This is a genomic window from Micromonospora sp. NPDC051227 (assembly GCF_044455385.1).
Taxonomy (GTDB): Bacteria; Actinomycetota; Actinomycetes; order Mycobacteriales; family Micromonosporaceae; genus Micromonospora.
In genome coordinates this window covers 566,935-591,855 of the sequence record NZ_JBITET010000004.1, presented here as the reverse complement: position 1 = coordinate 591,855, position 24,921 = coordinate 566,935, and the positions used below count along the sequence as shown (strand labels likewise).

At 72.5% G+C, this 24,921-nt stretch carries 25 protein-coding genes; 11 read left to right on the top strand and 14 right to left on the bottom strand.

Features of this window, described 5'->3' with window-relative positions:
* Positions 1-34: 34 nt before the first annotated feature.
* Positions 35-1,504, bottom strand: a complete 1,470-nt coding sequence (locus ACIA47_RS14295; RefSeq protein WP_396708036.1) for an NAD(P)H-hydrate dehydratase — start codon at positions 1,502-1,504, stop codon at positions 35-37.
* A gap of 54 nt (positions 1,505-1,558) precedes the next feature.
* Positions 1,559-1,927 (bottom strand): holo-ACP synthase, encoded by a 369-nt coding sequence (locus ACIA47_RS14290; protein ID WP_396708034.1) that lies wholly within the window; start codon positions 1,925-1,927, stop codon positions 1,559-1,561.
* A gap of 173 nt (positions 1,928-2,100) precedes the next feature.
* Here ACIA47_RS14290 and ACIA47_RS14285 point away from each other — a divergent pair, with 173 nt between their 5' ends.
* Together ACIA47_RS14285 and ACIA47_RS14280 are read left to right on the top strand one after the other, a co-directional pair.
* On the top strand, positions 2,101-2,397 hold the full coding sequence (locus ACIA47_RS14285; protein WP_396708032.1) for a hypothetical protein: 297 nt from the start codon (positions 2,101-2,103) through the stop codon (positions 2,395-2,397).
* Complete coding sequence (locus ACIA47_RS14280; protein WP_396708030.1) at positions 2,394-3,986, top strand: alpha/beta hydrolase; 1,593 nt, start codon at positions 2,394-2,396, stop codon at positions 3,984-3,986. The genes ACIA47_RS14285 and ACIA47_RS14280 overlap by 4 nt, the downstream gene beginning before the upstream one ends.
* Before the next feature lie 58 nt (positions 3,987-4,044).
* On the opposite strand, the gene glmS is transcribed toward ACIA47_RS14280, so the two are convergent.
* Positions 4,045-5,958, bottom strand: a complete 1,914-nt coding sequence (gene glmS, locus ACIA47_RS14275) for a glutamine--fructose-6-phosphate transaminase (isomerizing) (RefSeq protein WP_396708028.1) — start codon at positions 5,956-5,958, stop codon at positions 4,045-4,047.
* A gap of 561 nt (positions 5,959-6,519) precedes the next feature.
* Between glmS and ACIA47_RS14270 the strand changes: the two genes are divergently transcribed.
* Positions 6,520-7,221 carry an MmpS family transport accessory protein gene (locus ACIA47_RS14270; protein ID WP_396708026.1) on the top strand — a complete coding sequence of 234 codons (702 nt, stop codon included), beginning with the start codon at positions 6,520-6,522 and terminating at the stop codon, positions 7,219-7,221.
* A gap of 40 nt (positions 7,222-7,261) precedes the next feature.
* Positions 7,262-8,458 (top strand): pyridoxal phosphate-dependent aminotransferase, encoded by a 1,197-nt coding sequence (locus tag ACIA47_RS14265; protein ID WP_396708024.1) that lies wholly within the window; start codon positions 7,262-7,264, stop codon positions 8,456-8,458.
* 73 nt (positions 8,459-8,531) lie between these two features.
* Here ACIA47_RS14265 and glmM read toward each other — a convergent pair whose 3' ends face one another.
* From glmM to ACIA47_RS14220, 9 genes are all read right to left on the bottom strand, one after another.
* On the bottom strand, positions 8,532-9,887 hold the full coding sequence (gene glmM, locus ACIA47_RS14260; RefSeq protein WP_396708022.1) for a phosphoglucosamine mutase: 1,356 nt from the start codon (positions 9,885-9,887) through the stop codon (positions 8,532-8,534).
* Positions 9,888-10,006: 119 nt separating this feature from the next.
* A complete protein-coding gene (gene rpsI / locus ACIA47_RS14255) occupies positions 10,007-10,480 on the bottom strand; it encodes a 30S ribosomal protein S9 (protein WP_112626216.1) in 474 nt (157 codons plus the stop codon).
* Positions 10,481-10,500: 20 nt separating this feature from the next.
* The gene (gene rplM, locus ACIA47_RS14250; RefSeq protein ID WP_053653864.1) at positions 10,501-10,944 is read right to left on the bottom strand and encodes a 50S ribosomal protein L13; all 444 of its coding nucleotides are present in this window, start codon (positions 10,942-10,944) and stop codon (positions 10,501-10,503) included.
* 209 nt (positions 10,945-11,153) lie between these two features.
* The gene (locus tag ACIA47_RS14245; RefSeq protein ID WP_396708019.1) at positions 11,154-12,536 is read right to left on the bottom strand and encodes an MFS transporter; all 1,383 of its coding nucleotides are present in this window, start codon (positions 12,534-12,536) and stop codon (positions 11,154-11,156) included.
* A 154-nt stretch (positions 12,537-12,690) separates the two neighbouring features.
* Positions 12,691-12,984 carry a hypothetical protein gene (locus ACIA47_RS14240; protein ID WP_203126133.1) on the bottom strand — a complete coding sequence of 98 codons (294 nt, stop codon included), beginning with the start codon at positions 12,982-12,984 and terminating at the stop codon, positions 12,691-12,693.
* Positions 12,974-13,231 (bottom strand): DUF6364 family protein, encoded by a 258-nt coding sequence (locus ACIA47_RS14235; RefSeq protein WP_091403518.1) that lies wholly within the window; start codon positions 13,229-13,231, stop codon positions 12,974-12,976. The genes ACIA47_RS14240 and ACIA47_RS14235 overlap by 11 nt, the downstream gene beginning before the upstream one ends.
* Positions 13,232-13,320: 89 nt before the next feature.
* The gene (locus tag ACIA47_RS14230; protein ID WP_396708016.1) at positions 13,321-14,016 is read right to left on the bottom strand and encodes a class I SAM-dependent methyltransferase; all 696 of its coding nucleotides are present in this window, start codon (positions 14,014-14,016) and stop codon (positions 13,321-13,323) included.
* A gap of 283 nt (positions 14,017-14,299) precedes the next feature.
* Positions 14,300-14,497 carry a DUF397 domain-containing protein gene (locus tag ACIA47_RS14225; RefSeq protein ID WP_203126131.1) on the bottom strand — a complete coding sequence of 66 codons (198 nt, stop codon included), beginning with the start codon at positions 14,495-14,497 and terminating at the stop codon, positions 14,300-14,302.
* Positions 14,488-15,255 carry a helix-turn-helix domain-containing protein gene (locus ACIA47_RS14220; protein WP_396708014.1) on the bottom strand — a complete coding sequence of 256 codons (768 nt, stop codon included), beginning with the start codon at positions 15,253-15,255 and terminating at the stop codon, positions 14,488-14,490. Before ACIA47_RS14220 ends, ACIA47_RS14225 begins: the two co-directional genes overlap by 10 nt.
* A gap of 264 nt (positions 15,256-15,519) precedes the next feature.
* Here ACIA47_RS14220 and ACIA47_RS14215 point away from each other — a divergent pair, with 264 nt between their 5' ends.
* The 7 genes from ACIA47_RS14215 (at position 15,520) to ACIA47_RS14185 (ending at position 23,854) form a co-directional block, all read left to right on the top strand.
* Positions 15,520-15,849: a hypothetical protein gene (locus tag ACIA47_RS14215; RefSeq protein WP_396708012.1), complete on the top strand. Its 330-nt coding sequence runs from the start codon at positions 15,520-15,522 to the stop codon at positions 15,847-15,849.
* Positions 15,846-16,121: a hypothetical protein gene (locus tag ACIA47_RS14210; RefSeq protein WP_396708010.1), complete on the top strand. Its 276-nt coding sequence runs from the start codon at positions 15,846-15,848 to the stop codon at positions 16,119-16,121. The genes ACIA47_RS14215 and ACIA47_RS14210 overlap by 4 nt, the downstream gene beginning before the upstream one ends.
* 111 nt (positions 16,122-16,232) lie before the next feature.
* Complete coding sequence (locus ACIA47_RS14205) at positions 16,233-18,452, top strand: molybdopterin oxidoreductase family protein (protein ID WP_396708008.1); 2,220 nt, start codon at positions 16,233-16,235, stop codon at positions 18,450-18,452.
* Positions 18,449-19,888: an FAD-dependent oxidoreductase gene (locus ACIA47_RS14200; protein WP_396708006.1), complete on the top strand. Its 1,440-nt coding sequence runs from the start codon at positions 18,449-18,451 to the stop codon at positions 19,886-19,888. The genes ACIA47_RS14205 and ACIA47_RS14200 overlap by 4 nt, the downstream gene beginning before the upstream one ends.
* Positions 19,885-22,422, top strand: coding sequence for a nitrite reductase large subunit NirB (gene nirB, locus ACIA47_RS14195; protein ID WP_396708004.1), 2,538 nt, complete (start codon positions 19,885-19,887; stop codon positions 22,420-22,422). The genes ACIA47_RS14200 and nirB overlap by 4 nt, the downstream gene beginning before the upstream one ends.
* The gene (gene nirD / locus ACIA47_RS14190) at positions 22,419-22,766 is read left to right on the top strand and encodes a nitrite reductase small subunit NirD (protein ID WP_396708002.1); all 348 of its coding nucleotides are present in this window, start codon (positions 22,419-22,421) and stop codon (positions 22,764-22,766) included. The genes nirB and nirD overlap by 4 nt, the downstream gene beginning before the upstream one ends.
* Complete coding sequence (locus ACIA47_RS14185) at positions 22,766-23,854, top strand: uroporphyrinogen-III synthase (RefSeq protein ID WP_396708000.1); 1,089 nt, start codon at positions 22,766-22,768, stop codon at positions 23,852-23,854. Before nirD ends, ACIA47_RS14185 begins: the two co-directional genes overlap by 1 nt.
* A gap of 96 nt (positions 23,855-23,950) precedes the next feature.
* On the opposite strand, the gene ACIA47_RS14180 is transcribed toward ACIA47_RS14185, so the two are convergent.
* The gene (locus ACIA47_RS14180) at positions 23,951-24,574 is read right to left on the bottom strand and encodes an ATP/GTP-binding protein (protein WP_030329978.1); all 624 of its coding nucleotides are present in this window, start codon (positions 24,572-24,574) and stop codon (positions 23,951-23,953) included.
* Positions 24,555-24,920: a DUF742 domain-containing protein gene (locus tag ACIA47_RS14175; RefSeq protein WP_007465174.1), complete on the bottom strand. Its 366-nt coding sequence runs from the start codon at positions 24,918-24,920 to the stop codon at positions 24,555-24,557. Before ACIA47_RS14175 ends, ACIA47_RS14180 begins: the two co-directional genes overlap by 20 nt.
* Between the last annotated feature and the right edge of the window lies 1 nt (position 24,921).

Genomic DNA, 24,921 nt, shown 5'->3' with positions numbered 1-24,921 from the left:
GGCGATCCGGTCACCGCACCCGGAACCGCGCCGTTCAGCCCAGCCGGGCCAGCACCGGGCGCAGCGCGGTCGCCACGTCGGGCGCGGTCACCGGCCCACCCCGGGCCGCCTCCCGCCCGGCGAGCCCATGCAGGTACGCGGCCGAGGCGGCGGCCCGATCGGCGGGTACCCCGGCCGCCAGCAGCGAGCCGAGCAGCCCGGCCAGCACGTCACCGGTGCCGCCGGTGGCCAGCGCCGGGGTGCCGGTCGGGTTGACGTACGCCCGACCGTCCGGCGTGCCGATCACCGTGCGATCACCCTTGAGCAGCACCACCGCGTTCATCCAGGCGGCCAGCCGCAGCGCGGCGCCGACCCGGTCGGCGCCCGGCTCCTCCCCGCAGAGACGGGTGAACTCCCGGTCGTGCGGGGTGACCACGATGGGCGCGTCCCGACCCCGCAGCCGGTCGGCGAGCGAGCCGTCCACCAGCAGGGTCAGGGCGTCGGCGTCGAGCACCACGGGCACCGGGGCGGCCAGTACGGCGCGCAGCTCGGCCGCCGCGTCGGCACCGGTGCCCAGCCCGGAGCCGCAGACCCAGGCCTGCACCCGGCCCGCGTCGGCGACCCGCCCACTGGCGATCACCGACGGGTGCTGGTGCAGCACCTCGGCCCGGGCGCTGCCGGCGTAGCGCACCATGCCGGTCGGCCCGGCCAGGGCGCCGCCCACGGACAGCACCGCCGCACCGGGGTAGGTCGCCGAGCCCGTCGCCACCCCCACCACGCCCCGGGTGTACTTCTCCGACGCCGGGCCCAGCTGGGGCCACCAGTCGACCAGGTCGGACCACTCGGTGACCCGCAGCGCCGGGGTGCCGCGCAGCCACGGCCGCAGCCCGATGTCGACCAGTTCGACGTGCCCGGCCATCGCGGCGGCCGGCCCGACCACCAGGGCGGGGTTCAGCGCGCCGAAGGCCACCGTGACGTCGGCGCGGACCGCGGTGGGACGGCCGGACGCGGACAGCGGCACGTGGCCGGTGTCGACCGCGACCCCGCTGGGCACGTCGACCGCCAGCACGGTGGCCCGTTCCCCGTCGCGTCCGCGCAGCTCGCCGAGGCCCTGGACCACGTCGTCCGCGTTCGCCCGCAGCCCGCCGGTGCCACCGATGCCGACGATGCCGTCGAGGACCAGGTCGACCGGGCCGGCCGGATCCTGCACGACCCGGCCGCCAGCGGCTCGCAGCGCGGCCAGGCCGGCGGCGTGCGCCCGCCCGGGGGTGAGTAGCAGGGCGGACACCTGGACACCTCGGCGGGCCAACCGCTCCCCCGCGTACAGCGCGTCGCCGCCGTTGTCACCGGAGCCGACCAGCAGCAACACCCGGCCTCCGTAGACCCCGCCCCGCTCGGCGAGCAGGAGCGCGGCGCGGCGGGCCAGGCCGGCGGCGGCCCGCTGCATCAGCGTCCCCTCCGGCAGCGTGCCCATCAACCCCGCTTCGGCCGCCCGTACGTCGGCCACCCGCCACACCGCTCTCATGCCACCGTGTCCCATTCCGTTCGCGGGCGGACCTGACGGCCCTCCCGGCCGACGTCATCGTTCCGCGACCACCATCGCCGACGCGATCCCGCCGTCGTGCGACAACGAGAGATGCCAGTGGTTGACCCCGTGTGCGTCGGCCACCGCCGCGACAGTGCCGGAGACGGCCAGCCAGGGGCGGCCAGCCGGGTCGGGCACGATCTCGCAGTCGTGCCAGCTGAGCCCGGCCGGGGCGCCGAGCGCCTTGGCCACCGCTTCCTTGGCGGCGAACCGGGCGGCGAGCGACTCGGGCGAGCGCGGGCTGCCGGAGCGGGTGTGCCGCTCGGCCTCGGTGAAGAGCCGGTCGGCGAGCAGCGGCGTCCGTGCCAGGGCCCGGGCGAACCGGTCGACCAGGACGACGTCGATGCCTACAGCGACGATCACCACACCACCCTACCGGCGGTCGAGGCCGCAGATTAGCCGTCGGGCTCGCGCTGGGCAACGCCTGTGGACACCCGGGGTACGCCTCGACGTCGGCTGTCCACAAGGCACCACGCGGCCTCCGGTACGTGCCTAGCGTCAGAGCGTCGATGCCGATCGTCCACGGGGGTGTGGTCATGACCGACGAGCCGTTCGCCGTCCAGCCGGAGGAGTTGCGGGCGGTCGCCGTCCTGCTCGACGACGAGGCGCGCCGGTTGGCGTTGGGCCTCGCGGGTTTACCCGGGCTGGTGGTGGCGGCGCCCGGGTGGCGAGCCGGCGCGGCGCTGGCCGGGCTGGAGGCGGCCGGGCACGCCTGGTTCTGCGGGCTGGGCGCCCGGGTCGCGGCGACCTCCGGCGGGGTCCGGTTGGCGGCCGAGGCGTACGAGACGGTGGACGACCGGGCCGCCGGCCGGTTCGCCTCCCTACCCCGGTGAGCAGCGTCGGTTACCGACAGCTGTGGGCTGTCGATCCCGGTGGGTGGCGGGCCGCCGGGGCGGCGTGGGCGGGGTTGGCCGGACCACTCGATCGGCACCTCGGCGAGCTTCGCACGGCCACCGGGCGGTTGCGGGGCGGTTGGTCGGGTGCGGCAGCCACGGCGGCGGGCACTCGGCTCAGCGGTCTGCGTGACGAGCTGACCTCGATCGCCCCCGCGCTGATCGAGGTCGACCAGGTGCTGGCCGAGTTGGCCGGTGGGCTGGCGGTGGCGAAGGCGCGGCTCTCCCAGGCGGTCGCCCAGGCCGATGCGGCCGGCCTGCTGGTGGACCGCTCGGGTGGGGTGCGGGTCGATCCCGCCCGGTCTCGGCCCACCGAGCGGGCCGGGGTCGCCGCGGCTGGGGTGGCCGCGGCCCTGCGGGCCGCGCTCGACGGGGCAGCCGCCGCCGACCGGGCCGCCGCCGGCCGGTTGGATGACCTGGCCAGGGCCGCCGGCACCGGTTGGGCGTCCCCACCCCCGCCGGGCCGACCGGCCCTCGGTGCCACGCCCGCGCTGGTCAGCGCCTGGTGGTCCGGGTTGACTCCGGCGCAGCGACGGTGGCTGATCGCGCGCGAGCCGGCAGTGGTCGGCCGGTTGGACGGGCTGCCGGTGGCCGCCCGCGACCAGGCCAACCGGCTACGGCTCGACGCCTGGCGTGCGGAGCTGCTGGCCGAGCGGCAACGGCTGCTGTCCCGGGTGCCGTCCGGGCCGCTCGCGTTGATCCGTTTGCGCGGCGTGGCCGGACGGCTGGCCGGTCTGGACGCGCTGGTCGGGCGACTGACGGCCGGCGAGGCGCCGCGGGCGTACCTGCTCGGGTTGGATCCGGCGGGTGAGGGCCGGGCGGTGGTGGCGCTCGGCGACCCGGACCACGCCGACCGGGTGCTGACCTACGTGCCGGGGATGACCGCCGGCCTGGACGACGCCTCCGGCGAGCTGGGCAGAGCGGCCCGGGTGCTGGAGCGGTGCGCCGCGCTCGCCCCGGATGAGCGCAGCGCGGCGGTGCTCTGGTTGGACTACGACGCTCCGGATCTGCTGACCGAGGCGGCCTCGACGGGTCAGGCCCGGGACGCCGGCCCGGCGTTGCACCGCTTCCAGGAGGGGCTGCGCGTCAGCCACGACGGGCCGCCGGCCCGGCAGACGGTGCTCGGGCACAGCTACGGGTCGCTGGTGGTGGGGGTGGCCGCCCGGGAGCACGGCCTGGCCGCCGACGCGCTGGTCTTCGTCGGCTCCCCCGGTGTCGGCGCGTCGCACGCCGCCGAGTTGGGCGTGCCACCCGGGGAGGTCTGGGCGAGCAGCGCCCCCGACGACGTGATCCGGGCGGCCCGGTCACCGGAGGAGCTGGGCCGGCGGGCCCTGTTCGGCGCGGCACCACTCGCCGCCGTGCTGGGTTGGCCCGGCCGGGCGGGGCACGAGCTGTGGTTCGGTCATGACCCGGCCGATCCCGGCTTCGGCGGGCGGGTGTTCGCCAGCGGCCGCGGCGGGCACATTGGCTACTGGGAAGCGGGAAACCCTGCGCTGGACGGGATGGCCCGTGTCGTGCTGGGCCGGTGACGACGAAGCCCCGGCCGCCGCGAGGTGCGGCGACCGGGGTTCCGGACGTGGGCGGTGCTTATTCGACGGTGACCGACTTGGCCAGGTTGCGGGGCTGGTCCACGTCGTGCCCCCGCGCCGCGGCGATCTCGGCGGCGAGCACCTGCAACGGCACAGTGGTGACGAGCGGGGCCAGCAGGGTGGGCGTACGCGGCACGTAGATCAGGTGGTCGGCGTACCGGACGACCGCCTCGTCGCCCTCCTCCGCGATCACGATGGTCCGCGCGCCCCGCGCCCGGACCTCCTGGATGTTGGAGACGACCTTGTCGTGCAGCATGCCCCGGCCCACCGGCGAGGGCACCACGCAGATCACCGGGGTGCCCTTGTCGATCAGAGCGATCGGGCCGTGCTTCAGCTCACCGGCGGCGAAGCCCTCGGCGTGCATGTACGCCAACTCCTTGAGCTTCAGCGCGCCCTCCAGGGCCACCGGGTAGCCGACGTGCCGGCCGATGAACAGCACTGTCGGCTCGGACTTCAGGTCCCGGGCCAGCTCGCGGACGGGCTCGATCCGGTGGAGCAGCTCACGCAGCTTGCCGGGAATCTCCTGCAACTGCGCGACCACCGCGCCCACCTCGTCGGCGAACTTGATCCCGCGCACCTGGGCCAGGTGCAGGCCGATCAGGTAGCAGGCGACGACCTGGGTGAGGAACGCCTTGGTGGAGGCGACGGCGATCTCCGGCCCGCCGTGGGTGTAGAGCACCGCGTCCGACTCGCGGGGGATGGTCGAGCCGTTGGTGTTGCAGATCGCCAGCACCCGGGCCTTCTGCTCCTTGGCGTGGCGCAGCGCCATCAGGGTGTCCATCGTCTCGCCGGACTGCGAAATGACAACGATCAGCGTGGACCGGTCGAGCACCGGGTCGCGGTAGCGGAACTCGCTGGCCAGCTCCACCTCGCACGGGATCCGGGTCCAGTGCTCGATGGCGTACTTGGCGACCATGCCGGCGTGGTACGCCGTGCCGCAGGCCACGATGAAGATCTTGTCGACGTCGCGCAGATCCTGGTCGCTGAGGCGGACCTCGTCGAGGGCGATCTCACCGCTCTCGGTGAGCCGGCCCAGCAGCGTGTCGGCGATGGCCTGCGGCTGCTCCTCGATCTCCTTGAGCATGAACCAGTCGTAGCCGCCCTTCTCCGCGGCCGAGGAGTCCCAGTCGATGTGGAAGTCCTTGCCGGCGGCGGGCTGGCCCTCGAAGTCGGTGATCTCGATGCTGTCACCGGTGATCAGCACGATTTGGTCCTGACCCAGTTCGACCGCTTCCCGGGTGTGCTCGATGAACGCGGCCACGTCGCTGGCCAGGTAGTTCTCCCCGTCGCCCCGGCCGACCACCAGCGGCGAGTTGCGCCGGGCGCCGACGACCGCACCGGGCACAGCGGCGTCGACTGCGAGCAGGGTGAATGCGCCCTCCAGTCGCTGGCAGACCACGCGCATGCCGGCGGCGAGCAGTTGCGGGCTGTCCGGCTGGCCGGCGGCGCGCAGATCGGCCAGCGCGGCGGCGAGCAGGTGCGCGGCACACTCGGTGTCGGTGTCGCTGGTGAACTGGACGCCGTCGGCCTCCAGCTCGGCGCGGAGCTTGGCGAAGTTCTCGATGATGCCGTTGTGGATCACCGCGACCCGCCCGTCGGGGGCGACGTGTGGGTGGGCGTTGCGGTCGGTCGGGCCGCCGTGGGTGGCCCACCGGGTGTGCCCGATGCCGGTGGTGCCGTCACCGATGCCGATCGGGCTGGCGGCGCAGGAGCTCGGGTCGTCGGCGGCCCGCTCGGACAGCACCTTCTCCAGGTTGGCCAGCTTGCCGGCCTTCTTCTCCGTCAGCAGCTGATCGGCGCAGACGATCGCGACGCCTGCCGAGTCGTAGCCACGGTATTCCAGCCGCCGCAGCCCGTCGAGGACGATGCCGAGTGCGGGGCGCGCGCCCGCGTATCCCACGATTCCACACATGGCCCGCAGCCTAACCCAGTTTCACTCATGTTGGTTGCTCGAAAGTCGGGTTATCAATCACGGAATCTGAGCGATCAGTGCTTACGCGGCCGCAACGGGACGAGCGTCACAGGCCGCTCGCGCCCCGCTCCGCAGGGCGGGGTTGCGGCACGCCTTCGGGTGCGGAAGTCTCTCGGCGGGTTTGGCGCTCCCGTCCACGGCCCGTTCGTCTCATACCCACTCCCGCCCGGAGCAGCCATGTCCGACGCGCCGTCGCCCGACCCAACCCCCTCATCCGTTCCGGACCCGGCCTCCCCCGCACCCCCGCCGGATCCGACGGCATCGCAGCCCTCGGCTCCGTTCTCGACCCCCGACCCGCTGGCTCCGGGCCAGCCGTGGGCACCGCAGGCCCCCTGGTCACCGCCCCCGCCGGCCGCGCCGTGGGCGCCGCCTCCGCCCGCCACCCAGTGGACGCCACAACCGTCCGCGACACCGTGGACGCCCGACCCACAGACGTCCCCGTGGTCGCCCGACGCCTCAGGCTCACCGTCGGCCGGATCGCCACCGCCAGCGGGATGGCCCATGCCCTCCCAGCAGCCGCCGACCGCCGGCTGGCCGTCGCCCGGCTATCCGCCGCCCGGCACCGGCTGGCCGCCGCCCGGCCCCGGCTGGCCGCCGCCCGGCTATCCGCCGCCGTACGCCTACCCCGGCTATCCGCCGGTCCCCGGCAAGCCGGCCACGAGCAGCGGGCGGATCGTCGGGATCGTTGTCGCGGCCGTCGTGGCACTCGTCCTGCTCGTGTGTGGATGCCTCTGCGTGGGTGGCCTGTGGCTCGACCCGACCAGCTCGGACCCGATCGCTGAGGAGCCGTGGGTCGTCCCCGACGACGACGGCTGGACGGAGCCCACCGCTGGGCCGATCATCCCGGAGCGACCCACCGCGCCGCAGCCGCCCACCGCGTCCCCCACCCCCAGCAAGAAGCCGATCACCCGACCGACCTCAGGGCCGGCACCCGTGACGGTGGTCTACCAGCTCAGCGGGTCGGGTGTCGTCGACCTGGCTTACTTCGACGCCGAGAGTGACCTCATCCACGTCGACGGCCAGAAGCTGCCCTGGCGCACCACCATCCGCACCAACGGCAAGACCAGGGTGATGGTGGAGGCCAGATGGGCCGACGATGAGGGTGAGAGACCATTGGACTGCACCGTCACGGTCACCGGTGCCGGCAAGCCGGTCGTCGACAAGACCCGGGGGTACTGGGCGACCAGTTGCGCGCCCAAGTGAGGCTGGGGTCCGAGCCGGGTATGGCCGTAGGCTGGCGCAGGTGACGACGAGCACCGATGTCGACCCGCTGGTGGCCCGGATGCGGCCGTTCGGCACGACGATCTTCGCCGAGATGTCCGCCCTCGCCGTACGCACCGGCGCGGTCAACCTCGGTCAGGGGTTTCCCGACACCGACGGCCCGCCGGAGATGCTGGTCGCCGCCGCCGAGGCGCTGCGCAACGGGCAGAACCAGTACCCGCCCGGCCCGGGGATCCCCGCCCTGCGCGCGGCCGTCGCGGCGCATCAGCGACGGTTCTACGACCTGGCGTACGACAGCGACAGCGAGATCGTGATCACGGCGGGCGCGACCGAGGCGGTCGCGGCGAGCATCCTCGCGCTGTGCGAACCGGGCGACGAGGTGGTCTGCTTCGAGCCGTACTACGACTCGTACGCCGCCTCGATCGCGTTGGCCGGCGCGGTCCGCCGGCCGGTGACGTTGCGCCCCTCGGCTGACGGCCGGTACGCCTTCGACCCGGCGGCGCTGCGTGCGGCGTTCGGCCCGCGCACCCGACTGGTGCTGCTGAACTCGCCGCACAATCCGACCGGCAAGGTCTTCACCCCGGCCGAGTTGGCGCAGGTCGCCGAGTTGTGTCAGGAGTTCGGCGCGTACGCGGTCACCGACGAGGTGTACGAGCACCTGGTCTTCACCGACGCGTCGAGCCCGCACGTGCCGCTGGCCAGCCTGCCCGGGATGCGGGAGCGGACGCTGCGCATCTCGTCGGCCGGCAAGACGTTCTCCTGCACGGGGTGGAAGGTCGGCTGGGCGAGCGGCCCGGCGGCGCTGGTCTCGGCGCTGCTCCGGGTGAAGCAGTTCCTCACCTATGTCAACGCCGCGCCGCTGCAACCGGCGGTGGCCGTGGCGCTGGCCCTGCCGGACGCCTACTACACCGGCTTCCGGGACGGTCTCCAGCAGCGGCGGGACCAGCTCGTCGGTGGTCTGACCGACGCCGGGTTCGCGGTGCTCGACTCGGAGGGGACGTACTTCGTCACCGTCGACATCACCGCCCTCGGCGGCCGGGACGGGGTGGAATTCTGCCGCTCGTTGCCGGAGCGCTGCGGTGTGGTGGCGGTGCCCACCCAGGTCTTCTACGACGACGTCGACGCGGGCCGGCGGCTGGTCAGGTTCGCCTTCTGCAAGCGCCCGGAGGTGCTGACCGAGGCGGTCAGCCGGCTGCACGGGCTGACCGCGAGCGGCTGACGTCGACTCAGTACTGCCGAGGGCTGTGGAGCTGATGCCGTAAACGGTTCAGCTCCACAGCCTCCAATTGGTGTCAGGCGACCGGGCTCGCGGTGCGGACCAGCTCGGCGATCCGCTCGGCGACCGCACGGGCGGTCGCCTCGGTGGCCGCCTCGACCATCACCCGAACCAGCGGTTCGGTGCCCGACGGGCGCAGCAGCACACGACCGGTCTCGCCCAGCTCCGCCTCGGCCCGTTCGACCTCGGCGCGGACGGCAGGTGCGGCGGCGCCGACGGTCCGGTCGCCGACCGGCACGTTGATCAGCACCTGGGGCAGCTTGGTGACCACCGAGGCCAGCTCGGCGAGGGTCTGGCCGGTGGCCGCCATCCGAGCCATCAGGTGCAGGCCGGTGAGCACCCCGTCGCCGGTGGTGGCGTGCGCGGGCATCACGATGTGGCCGCTCTGCTCACCGCCGAGCGCCAGCCCGGACGCGCGCAGCTCCTCCAGCACGTACCGGTCGCCGACCTTGGTCTCGATCAGCCGGATGCCCTGCGCGGACATGGCCAGGCGCAGGCCGAGGTTGCTCATCACGGTGGCCACCAGGGTGTCCTGGGTGAGCGTGCCGGCGTCCCGCATGGCGAGCGCGAGGATCGCCATGACCTGGTCGCCGTCCACCTCGTCGCCGTCGGCGGTGACCGCCAGGCAGCGGTCGGCATCGCCGTCGTGGGCGATGCCCAGATGGGCGCCGTGCTCGACCACCGCGGCGCGCAGCGCCTCGATGTGGTTGGAGCCACAGTCGTCGTTGATGTTCAGCCCGTCGGGCTCGGCGTGGATGGCGATGACCTCCGCGCCGGCCTCCCGGTAGGCGACGGGGGCAACCTCGGCGGCGGCGCCGTTGGCGCAGTCGACCACGACCTTGATCCCGTCGAGCCGGTGCGGAACGGTGCCCACCAGGTGCTGGACGTAGTGGTCGGCACCGTCGAGCAGGTCGTGCACCCGGCCGACGCCGGCACCGATCGGCCGGTCCCAGGCGGTGGTGGCGTTCGTCTCGACGGCCGCCTCGATCTGCATCTCGATCTCGTCGGGCAACTTGTGGCCGCCGGCGGCGAAGAGCTTGATGCCGTTGTCCGGCATCGGGTTGTGCGACGCGGAGAGCATCACACCCAGGTCGGCCTTGGCCTCCGCGGTGAGGAACGCCACCGCCGGGGTGGGCAGCACGCCGACGCGCACCACGTTGGCGCCGGCACTGGTCAGCCCGGCGACCACGGCGGCCTCAAGCATCTCGCCGCTGGCGCGGGTGTCGCGGCCGACGACGGCGAGCGGCGGATGACTGCGGTCCGTCTCGGCGAGTGTGTGTGCGGCGGCCACCGCGAGCGCCAGCGCCAATTCCGGGGTGAGATCCGCGTTTGCCCGCCCGCGTACGCCGTCCGTGCCGAACAACCGACCCATACCCGCCAACCTCCGAGAGAGCACTGCCAGTGAGGAGAAAGCGGAACGGCCGACCCGCCTCCCCCGAGGAGGGGTAGGCGGACCGGCCGTCCGTCAGAAGTACAACGCGCTGGAGAAGATCAGCGCTTCGAGTACTGGGGAGCCTTACGGGCCTTCTTGAGGCCGTACTTCTTGCTCTCCTTGACCCGGGCGTCACGGGTGAGGAAGCCGGCCTTCTTCAGGGCCGGGCGGTCGTCCGGCTCGTTGATGATCAGCGCACGGGCGATGCCCAGCCGGAGCGCACCGGCCTGGCCCGTGGTGCCGCCGCCGCGCAGGTTGGCGATGACGTCGAACTGCTCGAGCTTCTCGGCGGTGACCAGCGGGTCCTTGATGAGCTGCTGGTGCACCTTGCTCGGGAAGTACGCCTCGAGGTCCTGGCCGTTGCAGGTGATCTTGCCGGTGCCCGGGACGATGCGGACCCGGACGATGGCCTCCTTGCGGCGGCCGACGGTCTGGATCGGCCGGTCACCACGAGGCGCGCGGGCAACGGGCGCCGGCGCCTCGGTGGCCTCGGGGGCTTCCGGGGCGACCTCGGTCTCGATGATGTCGGTCATGCTGCTTCCTTCGCCCGCGCTCACTGCGCGATCTGCTTGATCTCGAACGGCACCGGCTGCTGCGCGAGGTGCGGGTGCTCGGCACCGGCGTAGACCTTCAGCTTCTTGATCAGCTGACGGCCGAGCTTGTTGTGCGGGAGCATCCCCTTCACGGCCAGCTCGATGGCCCGCTCGGGACGCTTGGTCAGCAGCTCGTCGTAGCCGATCTGCTTCAGACCACCCGGGTAACCGGAGTGGCGGTAAGCGACCTTGGTCTGGCGCTTGTTGCCGGTCAACGCAACCTTGCCCGCGTTCACGATGACGACAAAGTCGCCCGTGTCGACGTGCGGCGCGAAAGTCGGCTTGTGCTTACCACGCAGCAACGTGGCGGCGTGGGTGGCCAGGCGGCCCAGCACGACATCAGAGGCGTCGATGACGTGCCACTGACGCTCGATCTCACCCGGCTTCGGGCTGTACGTACGCACAGGTCTACCTTGTCTCGTCGTCGGTCTGGGGTCGCGCGCCGAGGTGACCAGATCTAGCAGGCCGGACCAGCGCGCACGAACGACCAAGCGTACCTGATGGGGCACGCCTCTGGATGTCGTACAACAGCAGGCAACGATACCCGGCGCCCCGTCCGCAGGTCAAAACGGGGGTGCGGTCCCGCGCGGCGACGCGCCGAGGGTGGCTCAGCTCACACGTTGGCGAGCCGACCGGCCCTCGGACGGCGGTAGACCACCCAGGTGACCGCGAAGCACAACCCGTACCAGCCGATGAAGGCCAGGTAGGCGGCGTCGGCGTTGCCCGAGCTGAGGAACGACTGGCGGAACGCGATGTTGACCAGCACTCCACCGAAGGCGCCGATCGCACCCGCAATGCCGATCAACGCGCCGGTCATCCGCCGCGCCCACCGCGCGGCGGCCTCCGGATCACGCTGACCGGTGGCCACCGCGTCCGCCGCCCGGGCCCGGAAGATCGCCGGGATCATCTTGTACGTGGAGCCGTTGCCGACGCCGGAGAAGACGAAGAGGGCGAGGAACCCGGCGAGGTAGAGCCCGAACGAACGCTCCCGCGCCGCGTACAGCACGGTGCTCGCGCCGGCCGCCATCGCCACGAAGTTCCAGAAGGTCACCCGCGCGCCGCCCAACCGGTCGGCGAGGTGCCCGCCCAGCGGCCGGATCAGCGAGCCGACCAGCGGGCCCAGGAACGTCAGCCAGACGGCGTCGACCGGGGTGGGGAACCGCTCGGCGAACTGGATCTGGAGCACCTGACCGAAGGCGAACCCGAAGCCGATGAACGAGCCGAAGGTGCCGATGTAGAGCAGCGACATCACCCAGGTGTGCGGATCGCGGGCCGCCTCCCGCAACGCGCCCGGCTCGTTGCGCGCCCCGGGCACGGTGTCCAACCAGCGGGCCGCCGCCAGCGCGGCCAGCACGATCAGTGGCAGGTAGACCGCCGGCACCAACCGGGGGTACGCGGCGCCCGCGGTGGCGAGGACCGCAAGACCGACCAGCTGCACGGCGGGTACGCCCAGGTTGCCGCCACCGGCGTTGAGCCCGAGCGCCCGTCCCTTGAGCCGCTGTGGGTAGAACAGGTTGATGTTCGCCATCGAGGAGGCGAAGTTGCCGCCGCCGACCCCGGTGAGGCAGGCGAGCACCATCAGGGTGGTGTAGGACACCCCGGGCTCCAGCAGCACCGTCATCGGAACCGCGGGCACCAGCAACAGCAGTGCGCTGATGATCGTCCAGCGTCGTCCGCCGAAGCGGGCCACCGCCAGCGTGTACGGCAGCCGCAGCACCGCGCCCAGGGCGGCCGGCACGGCGGTGAGCAGGAATTTCCCGGCTGGATCGATGCCGTACGCGGGGCCGAGGAGGAGCACTGTGACCGACCAGAGACTCCACACCGAGAAGCCGACGTGCTCCGCGAAGATCGAGACCCAGAGGTTGCGCCGGGCGATCGGCGCGCCGGTGGTTTGCCAGAAGTCCGGGTCCTCGGGGCGCCAGTCGTGCAGCGGTTGCCGGCGACCGGTGACGGCAGGCGGCTCGGCGGTGACTACGGTGCTGGTGAGCGTGCTCACGGCGGCTCCTCCTCGTCGATGTGACGAGGGGAAACGCTAGGAACGCCCGGTTACCTGGCAGTGCCCGTCGCGGGTCGGGCCGGAAACGGGGATCGCACCACGGGCCGGCGGCGATGGTGAGCAGGCCACCGGGGCGCGCAGAGCTGCCTTACGGTCAGAGCTCCTGGAGGATGCGCAGCGCGCGCCCGACCCGGAGCATGGTGTCGGTGTCGGCGACGTCCACGCACGCGGTGAACCACTTCTTCATGGGCGAGGAGATCCGGTCGGGCATCACCACGTACCGGCCCATCGACACGGCGAGCGGCGAGTCCCGCAGGAGCGACTCCTCGACCACCTCGACCACGATCACGATGGGCACGTCCGTGGAGTTGTAGACGTCCGAGCTGATCACGAGGCCGAGGCGTTCCCGGGCGCCCTCGATGCGCCAGATCTCACCCCTACGCAGCACGCGGCCGTCCGCCGGAGAACAGGTCGTTGACCATGCCCACCTCGCGGGCGTCGGCGAGGGCGGCGGACTCCAGATCCAGGCTGGCGCGGCCCACGGCGGCGGCGTGCGCGGTGAAGACCTCGCGCAGCGCCTTCTCCCGGGCGGCCTGATCCATCCACGCGGAGAGCGACAGCCCCTCGCGCTTCGCGAACCGCCGCGCCTCCTCGATCGTCTCGTCCGTGAACGAGAGAGTCACCTTGGCAGTCATGCCGAGCAGATTACCCACCGGTGTGACCAACAGTCATCCCTGCGTTCACCGGCTCGCCCCCGGGCGGCGAAACGCACATTCCGTCGGGCTTACCCGGCCCGGCCGCCGAAGACCGCGAAGCGCCACTCCTTGAAGTAGCAGTCGACGTCGACCAGGCCCGCCTCGGCGAGCCATCGGCACTGGTCGGCCACCGTGGCCGGGCGGTCGTGGCGCATCCGCTCCCGGGAAGCCGCGATCTCGTCGGGGGACGCACCCAGCTCGGTGATCCGCTCCAGCCACACCTCGTCGTAGCGCCGGTCCAGCTCCGGGGTCGGGCCGGCGACCTGCTCGGCGTTGACGAACACCCCGCCCGGTGCCAACGCGGCGGCGGCCCGCCGGTAGAGCGCGCGCTTGCCGGCGTCGTCCAGGTGGTGGATCGCCAGCGCGCTGACCACCGCGTCGTACCGGCCCGGCGGCAACTCGTCGGCCAGGTCGGCGTGGACCGTTTGGTGTGGCACGGACCGCGCGTGCAACTGGTCGGTGGCGCGGGCGAGCATCGCCGGCGCTCCGTCCACCAGGGTCAGCCGGACTCCGGGCACCGCCGCGGCCAGCAGCAGCGAGAGCAGCCCGGTGCCGGCGCCCAGATCCAACACCTCGGGGGTACGTCCGGCGGCGAGCGCGGCGCGCAACGGCGGCGCGGCCACCTGGACGGCGGTGCCGTAGAAGGCGTCGAAGCACGGGATCAACCGCCTGCGCGCCTCGTCGTACGTGCCGGCCAACGCGTCGAAGACGTCCGTCACACTCATCGCGGACTCCCATATTATGAGACAGATATCCCACATTATAAGCTGGCGACGACGCCGATGTCGTCAGCGATTCAGCTCCAAAGGCCGTCCGGCTCGTACCTCCCATCACACGGGGAAGTCACAGCGGATTCCGCCGCAGCGGAGCCGGGACCGTCGCGGACGGTCCATGTGGTCAATCTGGCCGCGCTTGCGCTGCCTGGCGGCGGCTTGGCCGCCGGACACGCGAAAGCCCCCGGCAGTCTCCTTGGGTTCCAGGAGCCGGGGGCCTTTGCCTCAATGCGGGTCAGGCCAGGTCGTGTGCCTTCGCGATACGGACGAACGCCCGCCAGGCCGCTGACCCGAAGACCAACGCCGGCCCTGCCGGGTCCTTCGAGTCCCGCACGCCAACGATGCCAGGCAGGTTGTCCGCAACCTCGACGCAGTCGCCGCCATTGCCGCTGCTGCGGGTGCTCTTACGCCACTGCGCGCCCGTTAGTTCCATGTCTTCGCCATCTCCGTAAGTAGATCGACGGATTGCCAGTGGGACAGCGCCTCGCCGCGCACGTTCTCCCACGCAGCCAGCATCGCCGCTATGTCCTCGGAACCGGTGACGACTTGCCCCTGAAGCTGGTTGTCGAGGTAGCCGGCAATTCGATGCTCAGGCCCTACAGCGATCACGAAGGGACCGTTCAGGCCAGCGTACGCGCCGACGTTAGACGGGACGATGTGCACGCGGACGTGCGGTGCCCCGCACGCGGTGACGAGGGCCTGCACCTGTTCGCGCATGGTGACTCGTCCACCGACTGGCCGCCGCAACACGGCTTCGTCGACAACGGCGGTGAAGTGTGGCGGGTCTTCACGGGTCAGAATGCTTTGCCGGGCGAGCCGTGAGGCCAGGTGTCGCTCGACGTCGCTGCGGGCGATGACGTCGGCTCCAGCGAGCACGGCGCGAGCATATGCCTCGGTCTGGAGCAGGCCGGGGAGGACGGTCGACTGAAACGACCGCAGCGAGATCGCCTCGCGCTCGATCTCTTGCCACGGTCGGAACCAAATTGGCTCGCGGCGTCTTGAAGTGTCCGGCCAGATGACCCCTATGGGCCGTCGCAGCGCACTCGCCGCTGCCTCCCGGTGTCGGGGGTGGGGAATGTGGTCATGATTCAGCCAGCGCGCGACCGTCTTCCGATCGACCCCGACCAACCCTGCCAGGGACTCAATCGAGTGCCCCGTCTCGGCGAGCGCGGCGCGTAGCGCATCGTTCACGACTTCCCCCATCGGATGCGCGGAATGTCTCGCGACCATATCGCTACGGGCTGTTCTTGTCCCATCACTGGCCGCAAGGTGGGATCAGACGGCGCGGCCGATAGGTACCACGGAACCCGGCGGACGTGTTCGTGTCGGGGGCCACCCTTGCCCGCCCAGATCTTGGACAGTTTCCGTTCTCACGTAACGGAAACTGTCCAAGATTTCCACGGGAAAGCACCACGGGGCGGCCCCCTCCCACAGTGACGACCAGGGGAGAGCACCGTGCCGGACGAGCCGCCGGATCGGAGACCCACGCCGAAACCCGCACCGCGCAAGCCGCACACGGGTGAGGTCCTGCACCTGACCCGCGCCGCGAGCGTGCAGTTCCTGCGCCCGATCTTCGTCCGCGTGATTCACGTTCTCGACTGGCCGACGTACGACGGGTGGCTGTGGATCGACTGTTACGAGCTGGCCGCGAATGGTGATGCGGTCGCGCGCCGGTCCCTGTTCGTGATGCCCGCGGGCCTCATCTGGCCGGACCCGCCCGCCTCGACGGCCCGCCGCCCGACCACCCGCACGCCCGTCACGCGCGGTCCGGTGCGGGTCGGATGACCCGCCGCCCTCGCCCGCACCTTCCGATGCGCCCGGCGTGGCTCTGCCGTAACTGCGCCGCTGCCTGGCCGTGCCCGCCGGCTCAGCTACATCTGGCGACCGAGTTTCACGGCCACTCGATCGCCCTGGCGTTCTATCTGGCGGCGAACATGCAGGACGCGGTCGACGACCTGTACTCCCTGGGCCTTCGTCCTGACCCGCGAGCACTGCACGCCCGCTTCCTGGGCTGGCTGTCGGTGACCCGCCGACCACACCGCTCCGAACTGCGGTAACCCTCACCCACCCGTCACACCCGCTGCCCCGGTGCGGTGTGAGCCCCACTTGACAGGACCGAAACAGAAGGGACCCGGACCGGAAACCGCCCGGCGGCACGCTTTCCCGACATGACAGACGGTGCACGGTCGGCGACTCCACCGGGGCTGACACCCCGGGAAGTGGCGACGCACTGCCCGTACTGCGCACTGCAGTGCGGGATGACGCTGCGCGCGGACGACACAGGTGTGACGGTCCACCCGCGCCAGTTCCCCACCAACCGGGGCGGGCTCTGCCAGAAGGGTTGGACCGCCGCTGAACTACTCGACCACCCGGATCGGCTGACCACTCCGCTGGTGCGCGACGCGGCCACCGGCGAACTGCGCCCGGCGAGCTGGGACACCGCGCTCGACCGGGTGGTCGCCGGCATCCGCGCCGTCCAGGACAACGCCGGCCGGGACGCGGTCGCCGTCTTCGGCGGCGGTGGCCTGACCAACGAAAAGGCGTACGCGTTGGGAAAGTTCGCCCGGATCGGGCTGCGCACCAGGCACATCGACTACAACGGACGGTTCTGCATGTCCTCGGCGGCGGCGGCCGGGATGCGCGCCTTCGGCATCGACCGCGGGCTGCCGTTCCCCCTCGCCGACCTGGGCCGGGCTGACACCCTGCTGCTGGTCGGAGCGAACCCGGCGGAGACCATGCCGCCGCTGGTGCGCTGGCTCACCGAGCAGCGCCGCAACGGCGGAAAACTGATCGTCGTCGACCCCCGGGTCACCGCCACCGCCCGCCAGGCCGACCTGCACCTGCAACCGCTGCCCGGCACCGACCTCGCGGTGGCCAACGCGCTGCTGCACATCGCCCTCACCGAAGGTTGGGTCGACCGGGCCTACGTGGCCGACCGCACCACCGGCTTCGACGCGGTCCGCCGAGGCGTCGCCGCCTGGTGGCCGGCCCGCGCGGAACAGCTCTCCGGGGTGCCGGTGGCCGACCTGGAGGCGACCGCCCGCGCGCTGGGCACCGGCGGTCGCGTGATCATCCTGACCGCGCGCGGCGCCGAGCAGCACGCCAAGGGGGTGGACACCGTCACCGCGTACGTCAATCTCGCCCTCGCCCTCGGTCTGCCCGGCCGCGACGGTTCGGGGTACGGCTGCCTCACCGGCCAGGGCAACGGCCAGGGCGGGCGGGAGCACGGGCAGAAGGCCGACCAGCTCCCCGGCTACCGGCGGATCGACGACCCGGCGGCCCGCGAGCACGTGGCCGGGGTCTGGGGCGTGCCGGCCGACGAACTGCCCGGCCCGGGAGTGCCCGCCTACAAACTGCTCGACTCGCTCGGCACCCCTGGTGGCCCGCGCGCGATGTTGGTGTTCGGGTCGAATCCGGTGGTCTCGGCGCCCCGGGCGGCCCGGATCGAGGGCCGGCTGCGCGACCTCGACCTGCTTGTCGTCGCGGACCTCCTGCTCTCCGAGACGGCCGCGCTGGCGGACGTGGTGCTGCCCACCGCGCAGTGGGCCGAGGAGGACGGCACCATGACCAACCTCGAAGGTCGGGTGCTGCGTCGACGCGCGCTACGGCCGCCCCCGTCGGGCGTCCGCACCGACCTCGCCATCATCTCCGACCTGGCGGCGCGGCTGGCGGCCGCCGAGGCGCCCACCGCCCAACCGGCCGGCACCGCAACAGCAAACGCCGCACCAGCGAGCGCCGGACCAGCCGGCGTGGAGCCGGCCGACACGCGACCGGAAGCCGTCGCGGCGGCTCGGTTCCCGGCCGACCCTGCTGTCGTCTTCGCCGAGCTGCGCCGCGCCTCCGCCGGTGGGGCCGCCGACTACGCCGGCATCAGCTGGGACCGGATCGACGCCGACGACGGGGTCTACTGGCCCTGCCCGACCGAGGACGGGCCGGACACGCCCCGACTCTTCGCCGACCGGTTCGCCACCCCCGACGGCCGGGCTCGCTTCCACCCCGTCGACCATCGGCCGGCCGCCGAGGAGGTCTGCGCCACGTACCCACTGCACTTCACCACCGGTCGGGTGCTGGCGCAGTACCAGTCGGGCACCCAGACCCGACGGGTGGCGGCGCTGCGCCGCGCCGCGCCGGAGGCGTTCGTCGAGCTGCACCCCGACCTGGCCACCCGGCTGGGCATCGACGACGGCGACCCGGTGCGGGTCACCTCGCGTCGAGGTGAGTTCCGCGCGCCGGCCCGGCTCAGCGCCGGGATCCGACCCGACACCGTGTTCGCCCCGTTCCACTACGCGGGGGCGGGACGCGCCAACTCGGTGACCAACGACGCGGTGGACCCGATCTCCGGGATGCCCGAGTTCAAGATCTGTGCGGTCCGGGTGGAGAAGGCATGACCGCCCGGGTGGTCATCGTCGGCAACGGGATGGCTGGCGCGCGCCTCGCCGCTGAGTTGCACGCCCGGGAGGGAGACCGGAAGGTCACAGTGCTCGGGGCCGAACCGCACCGCGCGTACAACCGGATCCTGCTCTCCACCCTGCTGGCCGGCCGGATCGACGAGCCGGACGTGGAGCTGACCGAAGCCGCCGGGCACGGCGTCGACCTGCGCAGCGGCGTACCGGTGACAGCCGTCGACCGGTCCGCCCGGGAGGTCCGCACCGACGACGGCGAACGAATCGGATACGACCACCTGGTGCTCGCCACCGGCGCCCGTGCGGTGGTGCCGCCACTGCCCGGCCTCGACCCGGCGAACCTGCCGGAGCGGGTGGTCCCCTTCCGGACCCTGGACGACTGCCGGCGGATCCTCGCCGCGGCGGACGGCGCCCGCAGCGCGCTGGTGCTCGGCGGCGGGTTGCTCGGGCTGGAAGCCGCCCGAGGGCTGGCCACCCGGGGGCTGGCCACCACAGTGGTGCACCCGAGAGAGCACCTGATGGAACGGCAACTGGACCCGACGGCCGGCGCGGTGCTCGCGGGCACGCTCGCCGGTTTCGGCGTCACCGTTCAACTGGGGGTGTCGGCGATCGGCGTGGCCGCGGACGCCAGCGGTGTCCGCCTCGACCTGGCCGACGGCCGGTCGCTCCGCGCCGACCTGCTGGTGCTCTCCTGTGGCGTACGCCCGGACACGGCCCTCGCGCAGGCCGCCGGCCTGACCGTGCGGCGCGGCGTGGTGGTGGACGACCGGCTGCGCACCAGCGACCGGTCCATCTCGGCGATCGGCGACTGCGCCGAGCACGACGGCGTGCTCACCGGGCTGGTCGCGCCCGCCTGGGCCCAGGCCCAGGTGCTCGCGGACGTGCTGACCGGGACGGACCCACTGGCCCGGTACCGGCCCCGGCCGGTGGTGACCCGGCTGAAGGCCGCCGGGATCGACCTGGCGTCGATGGGCGACGCGTCCAGTGGCGGGCCGGGCGAGGAGTTGACCTTCGCCGACCCGACCCGGGGCACCTACGCCCGTTTGCGGATCCGCGACGAGCGGCTGATCGGCGCGATCCTGCTCGGCGACAACCCGGCGGTCGGCACGGTGATCCAACTCTTCGACCGTGGTCAGCCGGTGCCGAGTGACCGACGGGCACTGCTGCTCGGGCGGGCACTCGGTGCGGTCGGCGCGACCCCGGCCGCCTCACCGGCGCTGATGCCGGACGCGGCCACGGTCTGTCAGTGCAACACGGTGAGCAAGGGCGCACTGGTCAGAAGCTGGCGCTCCGGCGCCCGGACTGTCGATGCGGTGGTGGCCGCGACCCGGGCCGGCACCGGATGCGGCGGCTGCCGGGACGCGGTGAGCGGCATCGTCGACTGGCTGAGCCAGGCGGAATCGGTGGAGGTGACGCGATGAGCGGCGGCGAACTGGTCGTCATCGGCAACGGCATGGTCGGGCAGCGTTTCGTGGACGCGCTGCGCGCCCGTGACCCACAGGGCGACTGGCGGGTGACGGTGCTGGCCGAGGAGGGGCGCCCGGCGTACGACCGGGTGCGGCTCTCGGCGTACTTCGACGGGGTCAGCGAGAGCGAACTCAACCTGCACACCCCGCACGACGGGGTGCGGCTGCGCCTCGGCGAGCCGGCCACCGCCGTCGACCGGGACCGACAGGTGGTGACCACCGCCGTCGGCGAATACCGCTACGACGCGCTGGTGCTCGCCACCGGGTCGTACGCGTTCGTGCCGCCGGTGGCCGGCACGGAGCTGCCCGGGGTCTTCGTCTACCGGACCCTTGACGACCTGGCGGCGATCCGGGCGTACGCGCGGGGCCGGCGGGTCGGCGCGGTGATCGGTGGCGGGCTGCTCGGGCTGGAGGCCGCCAATGCCCTGCGACTGCTCGGCCTGAGCACCGACGTGGTCGAGTTCGCGCCCCGGCTGATGCCGGTGCAGGTGGACCAGGCCGGCGGGGCCATGCTCCGCCGCTACGTCGACGAGTTGGGCGTACGGACCCATCTCGGGGTGGCGACCACAGCGATCCGTCCCGGCCCGGACGGCGGCGTCGCGGCCCTGGAACTGTCCGACGGCACCGCCCTCGACGCCGAACTGGTGGTGGTGGCCGCCGGCATCCGGCCCCGGGACCAGTTGGCCCGGGACGCCGGTCTGCCACTGGGCCCACGCGGCGGGGTGCTTGTCGACGCGACCTGTCGCACCGCCGACGAGCGGATCTGGGCTGTCGGAGAGTGCGCGGCGGTCGACGGCACCTGCCACGGCCTGGTCGCGCCGGGCTACGCGACGGCCGAGGTGGTGGCCGATCGGCTGGTCGGCGGCGCGGCGACCTTCCCGGGCGCGGACACCGCCACCAAGCTCAAGCTGCTCGGCGTCGACGTGGCCTCGTTCGGCGACGCCCACGGCACGACCGAGGGCTGCCTGGACGTCACGTTCACCGACCCGGCCACCCGGGTCTACGCGAAGCTGGTCCTCTCCGACGACGCGCACACCCTGCTCGGCGGGGTGCTGGTCGGCGACGCCAGCGCGTACCCGACGCTGCGCGCCAGTGTGGGTGGCCCGCTGCCGGCCGCGCCGCTGGCGCTGCTCGCCCCCGACGGCGGCGGCGCGGACGCCGGGGCCCTGCCCGCCGCCGCGCAGGTCTGCTCCTGCAACGCGGTGACCCGGGGCGACGTGGACGCCGCCATCGCCGACGGTTGCGCGGACGTGCCGGCGTTGAAGGCGTGCACCCGGGCCGGCACCAGTTGCGGCTCCTGCGTGCCGATGCTGAAGCAACTCCTGGACGCGGCCGGGGTGGCACAGTCCAGCGCGCTCTGCGAGCACTTCGACGTCAGCCGGCGGGAGCTGTTCGAGATCGTCCGCGTCCGCGGCATCCGCACCTTCTCCCGGCTGGTCACCGAGCACGGTCGGGGCCGCGGCTGCGACATCTGCAAGCCGGTGGTGGCGTCCATCCTCGCCTCGCTGGGCAGCGGGCACGTGCTGGACGGCGAACAGGCGTCGTTGCAGGACACCAACGACCACTTCCTGGCCAACCTGCAACGCGACGGCAGCTACTCGGTGGTGCCCCGGATCCCGGGTGGCGAAATCACCCCGGAGAAGCTGATCGTGATCGGCGAGGTCGCCCGGGACTTCCAGCTCTACACGAAGATCACCGGTGGGCAGCGGATCGACCTGTTCGGGGCGCGGGTGGAGCAGCTGCCGCAGATCTGGCGGCGACTGGTGGACGCCGGCTTCGAGTCCGGTCACGCGTACGGCAAGGCGCTGCGCACCGTGAAGTCGTGCGTGGGCGAGACCTGGTGCCGGTACGGGGTGCAGGACTCGGTGGGGCTGGCCGTGGCGCTGGAGCTGCGCTATCGCGGGCTGCGTGCTCCGCACAAGCTCAAGTCGGCGGTCTCCGGTTGCGCCCGGGAGTGCGCGGAGGCGCGCAGCAAGGACTTCGGCATCATCGCCACCGAGACCGGCTGGAATCTCTACGTCGGCGGCAACGGTGGTTTCCGGCCCCGGCACGCCGACCTGTTCGCCACCGACCTGTCGACGGACGCGCTGATCACGCTGATCGACAGATTCCTGATTTATTACATCCGCACCGCCGACCGGCTGCAACGCACCGCCGGCTGGATCGAGGCCATGGACGGCGGCCTGGACCACCTGCGCTCGGTGATCGTGGACGACTCGCTCGGACTCTGCGAGGACCTCGACGCGGCGATGGCCCGGCACGTGTCGTCGTACTCCGACGAGTGGCGCGACGTCCTGGAGGACCCGGATCGGCTGCGCCGCTACACCTCCTTCGTCAACGCCCCCGACGTACCGGACCCGTCGATCACCTTCACCCGGGAACGCGGCCAGCCGGTCCCCGTACGCGACCAGTCCCCGACCGGATCCGAGCCGACAAACGGTCACCGTCGGCAACCGGTCACCCTCGGCCTACCGGAGGTACGGCGATGACCCAGACCCTCACACTGACCTGGACCACCGTCTGCCTGCTCGACCGGTTGGAACCGGATCGGGGCGTCGCCGCCCTGGTCGACGGCGTGCAGATCGCCCTCTTCCGGACCGCCGACGAGCTGTTCGCGATCGACAACCGCGATCCGGTCTCCGGGGCGTACGTGCTGTCCCGGGGCATCGTCGGCAGCCGTGGCGGAGCGCCGACTGTCGCCTCACCGCTGCACAAGCAGGTGTACGACCTGCGCAGCGGACACTGCCTCGACCTGCCCGGGGTGGCCGTGGCCCGACACGACGCACGTTGCCGCAACGGGCTGGTCGAGGTGCGGCTGCGACAGGAGGCTTGATGCGGGAAGACCTGGCGGGCTTCACCATCGGGGTGACCGCCGACCGGCGGCGCGACGAGTTGGCCGCGCTGCTCGAACGACGGGGCGCCCGGGTCGTGCTCGCCCCGGCGCTGCGGATCGTGCCGCTGTCCGACGACACCGAGCTGCGCGAGGCGACCCGCGCCTGCCTCGACCAGCCGCCGGACATCCTGATGGCCAACACCGGCATCGGCATGCGCGGCTGGTTGGAGGCGGCCGAGGGCTGGGGGCTGGCCGAGCCGCTGCGCTCCGTGCTGGCCAGCTCGTACGTGGTGGCGCGCGGCCCGAAGGCACGCGGCGCAATCCGGGCTGCCGGGCTGCACGACCAGTGGTCGCCCGCCTCGGAAAGCTGCGACGAGGTGGTCGACCACCTGCGCCGGCGCGGCGTGGCCGGGCAGGTCATCGCCATGCAGCTGCACGGCGAGCGGCAGCCCGAGTGCACGCTCGCGCTGGAGGCGGCGGGCGCCACGGTCATCGAGGTGCCGGTCTACCGCTGGGCGCCGCCGACCGATCCGGCGCCGCTGCACCGGTTGATCGACCTGATCGCCGGCCGGCTGGTGGACGCGGTGACGTTCACCTCGGCGCCGGCGGCCGAGGCGTTGCTGCGGGCCGCCGGTGACCGCACCGACGCGGTGCTGTCCGCGTTGCGCAGCGACGTGCTGGCCAGCTGTGTCGGGGCGGTTACCGCAGAGCCGCTGCTACGGCGCGGGGTGCCGGTGAGCGCGCCCGGTCGGGCCCGGTTGGGCGCACTGGTGCGGACCATCGTCGACGAGCTGCCCCGCCGGACCGTGACGTTCAAGGCCGGCGGGCACCTGCTCACGTTGCGCGGGCACGCCGCGGTGATCGACGGCGAGCTACGGCCACTCGCGCCCGCGCCGATGGCGGTGCTGCGGGCGTTGGCCCAGTCCCCGGGTCGGGTGTTGTCCCGCACGGCGTTGCTGAGGACGCTGCCCCGTGGCGCGGACGAGCACGCCGTGGAGATGGCCGTCGCCCGGCTACGGGCCGGATTGCGCGCGCCCCGCGTGGTGCAGACCGTGGTGAAGCGCGGCTACCGGCTCCGGGTCGACTAGGGCGTGCGGGCGAAGTCCTCGGTCGAACCGACGGCCTCGACACACGCCCTGAACGCGTCACGGCCGGCCGTCGCGAGCCGGCCGTGACGCGACGTTTCAGCCCACCGGCGTCGGGAAGCCCCGCCCGTGCTCGGACTGGAGCCGGAGCATGGCGTGCTCGACCACCGTCACCAGCACCTGCTTGACCGAGTCCCGCTGCCGGGCGTCGGTCATCACCAGCGGCACCTGCGGCGAGATGGCCAGCGCCTCGCGGACCTCCTCGGCCTCGTACTGCGGTGCGCCGTCGAACTTGTTCAGCGCCACCACGTACGGCAGGTTGCGGTTCTCGAAGTAGTCCAGTGGGGCGAAGGCGTCGGTGATCCGGCGGGTGTCCACCAGCACGGCGGCACCCACCGCCCCCCGGATGATCTCGTCCCACATGAACCAGAACCGGGTCTGACCCGGTGTACCGAAGAGGTACAGGATCAGGTCCTGGGCCATGGTGATCCGGCCGAAGTCCATGGCGACCGTTGTGGTCTCCTTGCCCGGCACCTTGGACGGATCGTCGATACCGACACCCGCCGCGGTCATCAACGCCTCGGTGGTCAGCGGTGTGATCTCGGAGATCGCCCCGACCAGTGTTGTCTTACCGACGCCGAAGCCGCCCGCGACGACGATCTTCGCGGAGACGATTCCCCGGCCCGGCCGCCCCCCTGCGGGGTCATAGCCTGCGAAGTCCACTTAGCACCCTTCCAAGCAGTTCCATCCGCTCCTCGAACCCCTCGGCGGGAGCAGCAGTGTGTAACGTCAGCAGGCTCTCGGCCACCATGTCGGCGACCAACACCCGGGCGACGCCCAGCGGCATCCGGGTATACGCGGCGATCTCCGCCAGCGACTGTGCTCGGCCCTCACAGACCGTGGCGATGCGGTGCTTGTCGTGCCCGGCGAAGCGGGACTCGGCGACCTGGGTGGGAGAGGCGGTGAGGACGGCCTCGAGGGCGATGTCCTGCCGGGGCTCGGTACGACCACGGGTGACCGCGTACGGACGCACCAGCGCGCCACGCGGGTCAGCGCGTCGTTGGTCCATT